We start from the raw sequence: 10,318 nt of genomic DNA on the forward strand, positions 1-10,318 counted from the left end.
TTATTTTGGTTTGATTTCTAAGAGCCGATCTTGCTAAAATATTAAAATTAATATATATAAGCTTTTAAGGCTCGTTTAGGGACTGCGGTTAAAATCATAAACGGCTTGTTTGACAAGGCGGTTCTGATTTTAACAAGACAGCTTCTAAGAATTATTTTATTAATTTAATTTTTATTATCTTTTTCTTCAAATTTATTTTTATGATTCCTGAATTTTTTACGTTCTTCATGCATTTTATTGAATTCTTTTTGTTGTGCAGGAGTCAAAAGCGCCTGAGTTTGTTCAAAATTCGATTTTCTGATAGTTTTTATCGAATCTCTAATACTTCCGGCTTTTTGCTGCTCTGCTTGAATTTCCTGCTCTAAAGCGCCGGAAGATTTTAGCTGATTCAATTTTTCTCTTTCTGCCTTAAGACTCTCAAAGAGAGGTTTGATTTGATCTCTTGAAGCTTCGTGAATGGCTTTCATTTTATCTTTTTGTTCCTGCGTCAGGTTTAGCCTTTTTTCAAATTCAGCCTTTCTTTGTTCCATTTTAGCTTTCATTTCCGGGGAAAATTTGTCAGGATGACGTTTTTCTTCAGCATGAGCAAAATTGGAAAGTCCTGAAATGATAACAATTCCACAAAGAGTAATAAGCAGTTTTTTCATAATAAATCTCCTTCTATTAATTTTTCAAGATCAGCCTGAAGCTGTTTTCTTGCGGTAAATAACCTTGATTTTACAGTTCCAATCGGACATTTTAGTTTTTGCGCAATAATATTTTGTTCCAATTCTTCTATATCATAAAGAATAATAACTTCTTTAAGCTTTGGCGAAAGATTATTTATGGCATTTGTTATCATTTTTTGCCTGAATATTCTTTCTGTTCTTTGATGAGGGGTATCTGTCGCTGCTTTTGCGGATAGGAGTTTTTCATCATCATTAAAAGTTTGTTGAGATTGTTTGTATTGTTTTGATTTAAAAAAATCTTTGCAGGTATTCACCACAATAGTTTTTACATAACCAAAAGGTTTGTCCTGTGCAGAATTTTTCCATATTTTTAAGTAAACATCCTGTTCAATATCCTTTGACGTTTCATCATCAGTAAATTGACCTATTATGTTTCTGATTTTTATTTGGTTTTGTTTAATAAAATCTTCTATTAGCATTATTGGACTTCTAATAACCCGTATTGATCTACCGGAAACGCTGTAGAAACAGACTCATCATAAGCAATTTTTGTAACATAGCAATTATTAAATATAACTGTTGAAGTTATTACAAGTAAAGCTACACTGGCAGCCATATTTACAAAAACTTTAGTTTTTTTTCTTCCTAAAAAATGAGGTTTTGATTCCTTAATTATTTTTTCTGTTATTAACATTTTTTTGTACTCAAAATTACAGGTTTCACAATTTTTAATATGACTTAAAAGTTCATCCTGCGTTTCCTGAATAAAAAGTTTTTCAAATTTATCACAACTCATTTTTTAAACCTTTTAATTATGTTCTCTTAATATCATAACGAAATTGCAAATAAAAAGGTTCAAAATTTAAAAAAAAATTAAACTTCCGAATTTTCAGATTGTAACAAAGTCTTACAATTTTATTTAAAACTCAATAAAAAGAGCAAATTTAAACTAAAACAATTGTTTATATTTATAGCAATTATTTATCTGGTTCATGGAACATAAGTTATAAAATTCGGGAAGGGCAATGACTACACAAAATATTCAAAATTATATACTTTTGCAGCCTTTTCAGAATAATGTTTCCCTTAAGCAAATTTCCGGAGATATACCATCACAAGATGTTCATGGACAAACTCAAATATATCAACCGATACAAAATTATTACATTCCAACAAGATATATTTCTTTGATTAAACAAGGTCAAATTTATTGCGTACCAGTTCCTGTTAGTTATATTCAGACATCAACTCCTGTATATCAGTCTATTCAAAATAATTATATTCCACGATATACATTTTCAAACAAACAAAGTCCTTCTTATTCTGTACCTATCTATTCTCAGGTTAAGCAGGTACAACATAATATAAATGATATGCCTGTTACTGTTCCATTGCAGAAAACACCTGCGCTGCCAATATCGGTTCCTTTTCCTAATTTAAAGCAGGAAGATGAGTATTCTTGCGCACCTGTTTCTGCTGCAAACAGTATTATATGGTTAAGCAACAATGGCTATAAAAATTTATACACATCCAATAATCCTTCTACTCTTATTGAAGAACTTTCAAAACATGTAAAATTAATTAAAGAAGTAAACAAAGGCACTACAGCAAATAATATGTGTGTCGGGCTGGAAAACTTCATTAATAGCAGAGGTTATAAAATTTCAAAACTTGAATATCAAGGGATTCGTCCTGTGGACGATAAATATAAAACTTCTATGTGCCCTGATATTGAAAAAATCAAAAAAGAAATAAAAAAAGGTAACGTTGTTCTGTTAAATTTGGGTATTTATAATAAAAAGAATTCTCAATATGAAAGACATTACGGACATTGGATTACCGTAACAGGTACAGGTCAGAATGATTCTCTTTCTGATGATAAGTCCTTAGCGATTCATGACCCGTATTCTAAATCAAACGGTAATTTTTATATAAAACCTGCCAAAATCGAATCAGGAAAATTTTTTCATAATTATGATGATAATGAAAAAACTCTTACTGATGACGCCTCAGGTTTTTATGAAATTCCTGAAAAATTCAATTATTTAGAAAATGACGAAATTGCTGTTATAGACGGTGCCGTAATTTTAGAAATGGATAAAAATTCTAAACAATAATTTATTAACAGCTTATTGCGCCTTTACTTGCAGATGATACTGTTTTGGAGTATCTGGAGAGATAACCTTTTGTTATTTTTTGAGGAAGAAGCTTGATTTCCTGTTTTCTTTTTTCTAATTCTTCATCAGAAATATCCACATTCAATTCTCTGGCGAGTATGTCTATTTTAATTTTATCACCGTCTTTCAGGTAGGCAATAGCTCCTCCTGCTGCGGCTTCAGGCGCAACATGTCCAATACAAAGTCCTCGTGTACCGCCTGAAAATCTTCCGTCTGTGATAAGCGCGACACTTTTGCCAAGACCTTTTCCTACTATTGAGGAAGTTGGGGCAAGCATCTCTCTCATTCCGGGTCCGCCTTTTGGTCCTTCGTATCTGATTACAATTACATCACCGGCTTTAACTATATCGGAATTTATTGCTTCCATTGTTTCGTCTTCGCTGTTGAAAATTCTTGCGGTGCCTTCGAATTTAAGGCATTCAGCATCAACACCGGAAATTTTTATTACTGCTCCTTCCGGGGCAATATTTCCATAGAGAACAGCCAGTCCGGGATTTGAAGTTACAGGACTTTCTACAGTTCTTATTACTTCTGTATCAACCCATGCTTTTTCTGCTATTTCTTTTATTGTCAAGCCTGATAGCGTTTTTGTGTCTGCAATACCTATTTCTTTGTGCGTAAGGTTTTTTAAAGTTCCCGAAATTCCTCCTGCATTTTCAAAATCAGTCATGGTAAGAGTGCTTGACGGGTCAAGCTTTATAATTTGCGGAATTTTATAACTTAATGCTTCGAAATCTTTCAAAGAGATATCTAAACCTGCTTCATTTGCAATAGCAAGAAGGTGCAGAACAGAATTTGTTGAGCCGCCAAGTGCAAGATCAGCTATAATTGCATTGCTTACCGATTCTTTTGTTATTATATCAAGAGGAAGAATTTGTTTTTCGACGAGTTCAACGATTTTCATTCCACTATCAAAAGCTATTCGGCGTTTTTTTGCAGAAACAGCCGCAGCAGAAGCACATCCCGGCAAACTCATTCCCATAACTTCAGTCAAACAGGCCATGGTGTTTGCAGTATACAAGCCCTGACATGAGCCTACCCCCGGACAGGAATTTAATTCGTATTTTTCGAGTTGTTCCTCAGTCATTTTTCCTGCTTTTACCTGACCAACAGCTTCAAAAGTTCCTCTAATAAGAGTTAAAGTTTGATTTTCACATTTTCCGTCAACCATTGGTCCGGCTGTTACGACAATACAGGGAATATTTAATCTTGATGCAGCCATTAACATTCCGGGAGTAATTTTGTCGCAATTTGACAGCAAAACCAAACCGTCTAATGAATGCGCGCTTGCAACTGATTCAACGCAGTCAGCAATTAAATCCCTTGACGGAAGAGAAAATCTCATTCCTTCATGCCCCATAGCAATTCCGTCACACACAGCAGGAACTCCAAAGATAAAGGAATGCCCGCCTGCTGAATGAACTCCTTTTTCTATAAATCTTTCTAAATCCCTCATCCCTGAATGACCGGGGACTAAATCAGAAAAGCTGCTGGCTATCCCGATAAATGGTGTTTTTAACTGACCTTTTGTCATACCCAATGAATACAATAGTCCTCTATGTGCAGCTCTATCCAGTCCCTGCGTTATTTTGTCACTTTTCATAATTAATTCTCCAATATGATACAATTATTTAAAAAAAATTATATCATATTTGCCTTTTCAATAAAGTTTTCAACGATTCATGTATTTTTCAAAAATTTACTTTAAACATACGTTAATTTTCTTTCTCAATAAGACGAAGATTTAAATATACCGCTTCAAAATAAATTCAGGATTTTAACAAACTGCAAAAAAGCGGTAATCGACAGTAGGAGCGTTATTTTCGGAAACGATGAATTTTTGAAAATATAAACTCGTTTTAGTATACCTGCATAATGGAAAAATATAATGAAAAAAATTGATTTTTTTATATATTGGATGCTGGCTTTGATATTATATTTGGTGTGCAACAATGCTTATAATACGCCATTTACTATTAAAGACTCACCTGAAAATCAAGAAATGGCAAAAACATATAATTTCGAAAACCTCAAAGACCCTGAGCAATGTGTTTATTATAGTTTTAAAAGTAATCCTATCAGGATTGAAAAAAATGATTATAAATTAAAGCTATATCCTCAAGCAAATTATAGAATCTATGCAATGGTTATGAGCAAAAACAGATATATATGGGGATGGGATGGAGAAGTTGCTCCTTATGACCTTGCACTGGCATGGAACAAGTTAATGCTTCCTGAAAATCAGAAAGGTATTTCGTATACTCAATCAAACAGGTGGTATTATTACCAGTATGACAAAACTTTTACGCTTTCGCCTTCTTATATAGTCTCTCATTCGGCTAACCATCATATTATTCCCGCAAATAAAAACGTCTTTAATGCCATTGACAAAGTTAGAACCGGAGAAAAAATTTATATGGAAGGCTATCTGGTTTATATAAGCGGAACGGTTGGAAACGGAAATATTCATTGGAATTCCAGTTTAACAAGAGATGATTCAGGTGATGGAGCCTGCGAAGTCTTTTATGTAAAAAGAGCAATCCTCGATGGCAAAATTTATGATTAATTTTTTTATTTGCTAAATTCTCAGAATCGTCGTTACTTCGCTATGCTTGCAATGACACTCAAATTTAACTAGCAATTCAAGTTAATTAAGGATAAACTAAATTTATGAGAAATTTTAAATATTTACTTTTTATGATTTTTATTTGTATATTTTTCCTGTGTCCCCAAAAAGCCAACGCAGGAAGAGCTTCTGCTATGATTGATGAGAGCATAAACCTTACAGCCAAAGCCACTTACAACGTAACCAAATACACATTAAAAGCCGGCTGGTTTGTTATCAAAGAAACAGCAAAAGGAATAAAAGTAATTTCAACAAGTATTTTTAACGGAACAAAAGATGCTTTTTATACGGCGCCAAAAATAGAAAAATTAAAACCTGTTAATAAAAGCAATAATTCTATATATATATTGCCGCCTGCGCCCAAACTTAATTAACTCGGGTTTAATTTTGCTGCAATTTATTGGATTTATATCGATATAAGTCCAAATATCAAAGGAAGAAATAAGCTTATTTAATTATTTCTAAGATTGTAACAAAGTGTTGCAATTTTATTTAGAACTCAGCAAATAACGCAAATTTTTATATAAACAATTGTTTATATTAATAGCAAGTATTTATCTTGTTCATGGAAAGCGTAAATTTCAAAATTCGGGAAGGGCTATGTCTACACAAAATATTCAAAATTACATATCTCAGCAGCCTGTACAGAACTATATTCCTGTGCAGCAAGCTTCTGAATTCAGCCCTTCGCAATATATTCAGGGACAAACTCTTGAATACCAGCCTATTCAAAATAATAATTATATTCCAACACGATATAACTCTTTAATTCAAGATGGTATTGTTTATGCCGCACCTGTGCCTTCACAGGGACAACCGATTCAACAGGGCTTAAATAACGGAGGCGCTGCTCCTGCCGTAAATATTACTATTAATGGAGTTAATTCCCCAACTGTTCCACAAATTATACCTCCTGTTGTTCATTATTATCTGCCCGTAAATAATAAACCCGCAGCTGAGTCAGCAGAACCCAAAAAAGAACCTTTGCCTACTGTGGCACCTGAAAAAAAACCTGCCGCTGAATCGGCAGAACAGAAAAAAGAACCTTTGCCCGCAACGGCACCTGAAAAAAACCCTGAAGAAATAGCTAAAAACAAACCAGTAGTTGAATTAACTGATGATTATGTCCAACAGCTTGAAAAAAATTTAAACGAATCAAACAAAACTGTACGTCTACACGCTGTTGCGGAACTTATTACCAAATTTAAGGAAGATCCATCAAGAAAAGATGATATACGACTTACAAACCTCTTGAATGTTGCGCTGCAAGATGACTCTAAGCCTGTTGTACTTGCGGCAATGCAAGCGCTTGAAAACAGATATGCAGTAGGAAATCCTGTAACAGTACAACGTTTGCAAGCAATAAAAGATAAAAAAGATACTTTTGGTAATTCAGAAACAGCCGAAGTACTTTTAACAAAAATCGCAGGAATACAATCAGAGAACAAAAAACCTGATAGTGTTTCGGAGCCGAAACCTAATTTAGTGTCAAGATAGGTGCTTGTATATGAGCAAAACTAACTTATTATTCAAAATACCATCAATGGCAATCGGTGCTGCCGGTGCTGCTGTTTCTATTTATAGCATCGTAGTTGACGGAAACGTTAAAGCTGATTGTAAAACAAAAGAAAATCTTGCCGATGACTATACTGATATGTATATAAAAAATCTTTCTTCTTCTAAAGAATCCGAGTTGCTGGAAAAAGTTAAGGAATATGCGACAGAAAAAAGATTAGATGATACTTATATGCCATTTTTATCAAGTGCAATGAATCATGCACTCTGCTGGATTAAGGAAACTGAAGAAAATATTGTCCCTCTGGGGCTTTCTATAATGGCGATGGCCGCACCGGCTATAATTGAGAAATATAAAAGTGCTCAAATAATGCCTACAGTTCTAAAAGTTCTGGAAAAGATTGACAACTCCGTTACAAAAATCTGTAAAGCACTTACAAACACGGATTTTAGGAACCAAATGTTTTCTTCTATCGGCAAAATGCTAAAGTGCTTAACTTCTCAAAGTGCAGGAACTATTATTGCTGCCACTTCTGCGGGTCTTCTTCTCTTTGGAGCAGGCGCACTGTTTTTACATGATGTTCTGGGTGTAGGCAAATCTAAAGACTAATAATGGAAATAAACGGAAGCTAGATATAAAAGGGGAAGAAAATGATACAAAATACAACTCCGCAACAATTTTACTTACCGCAGGGTATAGTCCCTGCAATGAAAGATAATTCGTCACCTGTACTTATTCATGACAACGCAACAGAGCCTTTACAACATGCCGGTGTTGTACCTGTTTATAGCAGTATTCCTTACAATCCTGTTTATAAAACTTTTGCACCAAAACTTTCAGCAGTAAATATTGAGCTTAATGGAATTGAATCACCGAAAATTCCTGAATATAATACTTATCAACAACAAATAATACCTGTTTATCCGGGATTAACTCAAATTTCTCCACAAACAGAAGCACAGCCTTTACCGCAGGAGATTCCTCATTCTGCCACTATTGGTGCAGTTCCGCCACCTCCGCAATATATACAGCAGGAACAAGCTCCAAAGCAAGAGTCAGCAACAAAACCTGAAGCAAATTCTCCGACAGAACAAACAGCAACTCCAAAACAAGAAGAAATTCCGCAAAAGAAAGAAGTTTCGCAAGCTCCTTCGCAACAAGAACAGGAAGCTCTCAAACCTCTTGAAGATGCTATAAATATTATTGCACCGCAACAAGGAACTCCTGAAGCAGCTATAGAACAACAAATTACGGCAATAAAAACTATATTTAAATTCGTACAAGTTGCAGGCGCAATTAATAAAAGTATTATTGCTTCTCCTGCCAGTGCAGAAGCTAAAAAAGCAAAAGAAAAACTTGATAGTCTGGTTTTACCAAAGTTACTTGAGCAAAATACATTTCTGGGATTAGCCAATATAGCAACTAAAGATACATCTGCTCTAACGGGAGATGACAAAAATAAAGCTGATAATATCAAAATTGCTGCAGTCTTGACGTTATCAACGGTTCAAAAATTACTTAAACAAGGACTAAAAGAAGAAGCTGCTAAAGCTAACATTCCTGCACCTTCCATGACAGAAATTTCAGGTATTGTGCAGGTTGTAGAAGTTGCGCAAAAAGATACCAACCCTAAAGTTAGAGAAGCAGGTCTTGCTTCCCTTGTGATGCTTGCTGATCCTCAGGATAAAAAAGATGCTGAAACAATGAGAATAATTCTTGGCGAAGCGCAAAATGACAGCGATGCTAATGTAAAAAATATTGCTTCTCAGGCTATAAATTTGTATACAGAAAAGGCAAATAAATAAAAACGTCTATTTTACCGTGTTAACCAAATTTCCTTGAATATAGCCGTTTATATTTTCTATGGTTGTATACAAAATCCTGTGTATGGCTTCTATGGTATCAAAAGCTATATGAGGGGTTATTATAACATTTGGCATATCTAGGAGTTTATGATTTATAAGCGTTTTCTCAAGGCAATCTTTTTTTACGCAATCAATTTTGGAAAAAAATAATTCCTCATTTGCAATAATTTCTTCACACTCAAGTACATCTAATCCTGCACCTGCTACCTTGCCTGACTTAAGTGCTTTATAAAGCGAATTTGTGTCTATAATTTCACCGCGTGCCGTGTTGATTATTATTACACCGTCTTTCATTTGAGAAAAAGCGTTATCATTTATCATATGAAAGTTTTCTTTTCGAGAAGGCGCATGAATACTTATTATGTCAGATTCCTTATAAAGTCTGTCAAGCTCAACGTATTCAGCCCCGAGTTTTTCTTTTAACTCTTCGCTGGGAAAAGGGTCATAAGATAAAATTTTCATCCCGAAACCGTAAGCAATCTTTGCTGTGTATGCTCCGATTGCACCTGTTCCTATAATTCCTATTGTTTTATCGAGTAAATCATGTCCTATGTATTTTTCAAGATTAATGACTCCGTGCCGTAATTCATCATTAGCTGTGCTTACTTTTCTTATTACATTTAAAAGAAGCGCAAATGTGAATTCTGCAACGGTACAATCTCCGTATTTCGGGACATTTGCTACATTGATTCCTTTTTCTTTGCAATATCCAATATCAACATTGTTATATCCTGTTGATCTGGTTGTAACAAATTTAAGATCAGGCATTTTCTTGAGTAAATCCCCTGAAGCTATAGAGCCTGTAAAAATAGAAATAATTTCTGCATCTTTAATTTTTTCCAGATTATCTTCAAATCCTATATGCAAAGGACTTTGAATATAAATAAAATCACAATTTTCAGGTTTATTTTTTTCAAGAAAATTTTGTTCTATGTCTTTTATATCAAAAAATACGACTTTGATTTTTGGCATTTAAAGTATTACTTCTTGTGGTTCTTGCGGTACGAATAAAGTGGCTATCTGATAAATTCTTTCCAGAATTAATTTGTCATCTCTATAAACATAAAACTTCATGCTTTTTGAATTTTCAGGAATCATTAGTTTTAAATCAGAAGCAAGCGCATTGTAAGTAAAATGCTCATTGGGGATTTTTACATGCGTTTGACCGAGTTCATTAATTTCCGATTCATCAACCTGAACTCTAATTGAAATTGAGTATTCTCCTTCTTTCCAACAGGGTCCGCAAATAGCAACGAGGTCAAATTGGAATTCTGACGGGAGTTTTATTGTTAAAATCTGGTCAATTATATTTATGCAGCTTAATTTACTGTTTTTATAAACTATATTTTCTGCAAGCATTAAATATTGATTTTCCATAATTATTATCCCCACTTTTAATTAATAGAAATTAATACTAGTGCATTGTTAATTTAATTTATTAGGATAAAGTTTTTTTAACTTAATTC

Annotated in this window: 12 protein-coding genes; 6 read left to right on the forward strand and 6 right to left on the reverse strand. The window is 33.8% G+C overall.

Going from position 1 to position 10,318, the window contains the following annotated elements:
* Positions 1–164: 164 nt before the first annotated feature.
* The 3 genes from WCG23_05775 to WCG23_05785 are packed head-to-tail and all read right to left on the reverse strand — an operon-like array spanning position 165 to position 1,464.
* On the reverse strand, positions 165–647 hold the full coding sequence (locus WCG23_05775) for a Spy/CpxP family protein refolding chaperone (protein ID MEI8389376.1): 483 nt from the start codon (positions 645–647) through the stop codon (positions 165–167).
* A complete protein-coding gene (locus WCG23_05780; protein ID MEI8389377.1) occupies positions 644–1,147 on the reverse strand; it encodes a sigma-70 family RNA polymerase sigma factor in 504 nt (167 codons plus the stop codon). The genes WCG23_05775 and WCG23_05780 overlap by 4 nt, the downstream gene beginning before the upstream one ends.
* On the reverse strand, positions 1,147–1,464 hold the full coding sequence (locus WCG23_05785; protein ID MEI8389378.1) for a hypothetical protein: 318 nt from the start codon (positions 1,462–1,464) through the stop codon (positions 1,147–1,149). Before WCG23_05785 ends, WCG23_05780 begins: the two co-directional genes overlap by 1 nt.
* Positions 1,465–1,693: 229 nt before the next feature.
* Here WCG23_05785 and WCG23_05790 point away from each other — a divergent pair, with 229 nt between their 5' ends.
* Positions 1,694–2,785: a C39 family peptidase gene (locus WCG23_05790; protein MEI8389379.1), complete on the forward strand. Its 1,092-nt coding sequence runs from the start codon at positions 1,694–1,696 to the stop codon at positions 2,783–2,785.
* A gap of 4 nt (positions 2,786–2,789) precedes the next feature.
* Here the strand turns inward: WCG23_05790 and ilvD are convergent, their stop codons facing one another.
* Entirely contained in the window at positions 2,790–4,448 is a 1,659-nt protein-coding gene (ilvD, locus tag WCG23_05795) for a dihydroxy-acid dehydratase (protein ID MEI8389380.1), read from the reverse strand.
* A 285-nt stretch (positions 4,449–4,733) separates the two neighbouring features.
* On the opposite strand from ilvD, the gene WCG23_05800 reads away from it, so the two are divergent.
* The 5 genes from WCG23_05800 to WCG23_05820 all read left to right on the forward strand — a co-directional run bounded on the left by WCG23_05800 (position 4,734) and on the right by WCG23_05820 (position 8,792).
* Complete coding sequence (locus tag WCG23_05800; protein ID MEI8389381.1) at positions 4,734–5,411, forward strand: hypothetical protein; 678 nt, start codon at positions 4,734–4,736, stop codon at positions 5,409–5,411.
* 104 nt (positions 5,412–5,515) lie between these two features.
* Positions 5,516–5,845, forward strand: a complete 330-nt coding sequence (locus WCG23_05805; GenBank protein ID MEI8389382.1) for a hypothetical protein — start codon at positions 5,516–5,518, stop codon at positions 5,843–5,845.
* A 226-nt stretch (positions 5,846–6,071) separates the two neighbouring features.
* Entirely contained in the window at positions 6,072–6,968 is an 897-nt protein-coding gene (locus WCG23_05810) for a hypothetical protein (protein ID MEI8389383.1), read from the forward strand.
* Positions 6,969–6,978: 10 nt separating this feature from the next.
* Positions 6,979–7,596, forward strand: coding sequence for a hypothetical protein (locus WCG23_05815; protein ID MEI8389384.1), 618 nt, complete (start codon positions 6,979–6,981; stop codon positions 7,594–7,596).
* 41 nt (positions 7,597–7,637) lie between these two features.
* On the forward strand, positions 7,638–8,792 hold the full coding sequence (locus WCG23_05820; GenBank protein ID MEI8389385.1) for a hypothetical protein: 1,155 nt from the start codon (positions 7,638–7,640) through the stop codon (positions 8,790–8,792).
* Between the two features lie 6 nt (positions 8,793–8,798).
* Here the strand turns inward: WCG23_05820 and WCG23_05825 are convergent, their stop codons facing one another.
* Both WCG23_05825 and WCG23_05830 read right to left on the reverse strand, forming a co-directional pair.
* Entirely contained in the window at positions 8,799–9,824 is a 1,026-nt protein-coding gene (locus WCG23_05825) for an NAD(P)-dependent oxidoreductase (GenBank protein MEI8389386.1), read from the reverse strand.
* Positions 9,825–10,229, reverse strand: a complete 405-nt coding sequence (locus tag WCG23_05830) for a hypothetical protein (GenBank protein ID MEI8389387.1) — start codon at positions 10,227–10,229, stop codon at positions 9,825–9,827.
* Positions 10,230–10,318 lie beyond the last annotated feature (89 nt).

Source organism: bacterium (genome assembly GCA_037147175.1).
In the GTDB taxonomy this organism is placed as follows: domain Bacteria; phylum Cyanobacteriota; class Vampirovibrionia; order Gastranaerophilales; family UBA9971; genus UBA9971.

Coding starts and splice junctions, on each gene's coding strand:
- WCG23_05775 (MEI8389376.1), bottom strand. CDS start 647: ATGAAAAAACTGCTTATTACTCTTTGTGGAATTGTTATCATTTCAGGA.
- WCG23_05780 (MEI8389377.1), bottom strand. CDS start 1,147: ATGCTAATAGAAGATTTTATTAAACAAAACCAAATAAAAATCAGAAAC.
- WCG23_05785 (MEI8389378.1), bottom strand. CDS start 1,464: ATGAGTTGTGATAAATTTGAAAAACTTTTTATTCAGGAAACGCAGGAT.
- WCG23_05790 (MEI8389379.1), top strand. CDS start 1,694: ATGACTACACAAAATATTCAAAATTATATACTTTTGCAGCCTTTTCAG.
- ilvD (MEI8389380.1), bottom strand. CDS start 4,448: ATGAAAAGTGACAAAATAACGCAGGGACTGGATAGAGCTGCACATAGA.
- WCG23_05800 (MEI8389381.1), top strand. CDS start 4,734: ATGAAAAAAATTGATTTTTTTATATATTGGATGCTGGCTTTGATATTA.
- WCG23_05805 (MEI8389382.1), top strand. CDS start 5,516: ATGAGAAATTTTAAATATTTACTTTTTATGATTTTTATTTGTATATTT.
- WCG23_05810 (MEI8389383.1), top strand. CDS start 6,072: ATGTCTACACAAAATATTCAAAATTACATATCTCAGCAGCCTGTACAG.
- WCG23_05815 (MEI8389384.1), top strand. CDS start 6,979: ATGAGCAAAACTAACTTATTATTCAAAATACCATCAATGGCAATCGGT.
- WCG23_05820 (MEI8389385.1), top strand. CDS start 7,638: ATGATACAAAATACAACTCCGCAACAATTTTACTTACCGCAGGGTATA.
- WCG23_05825 (MEI8389386.1), bottom strand. CDS start 9,824: ATGCCAAAAATCAAAGTCGTATTTTTTGATATAAAAGACATAGAACAA.
- WCG23_05830 (MEI8389387.1), bottom strand. CDS start 10,229: ATGGAAAATCAATATTTAATGCTTGCAGAAAATATAGTTTATAAAAAC.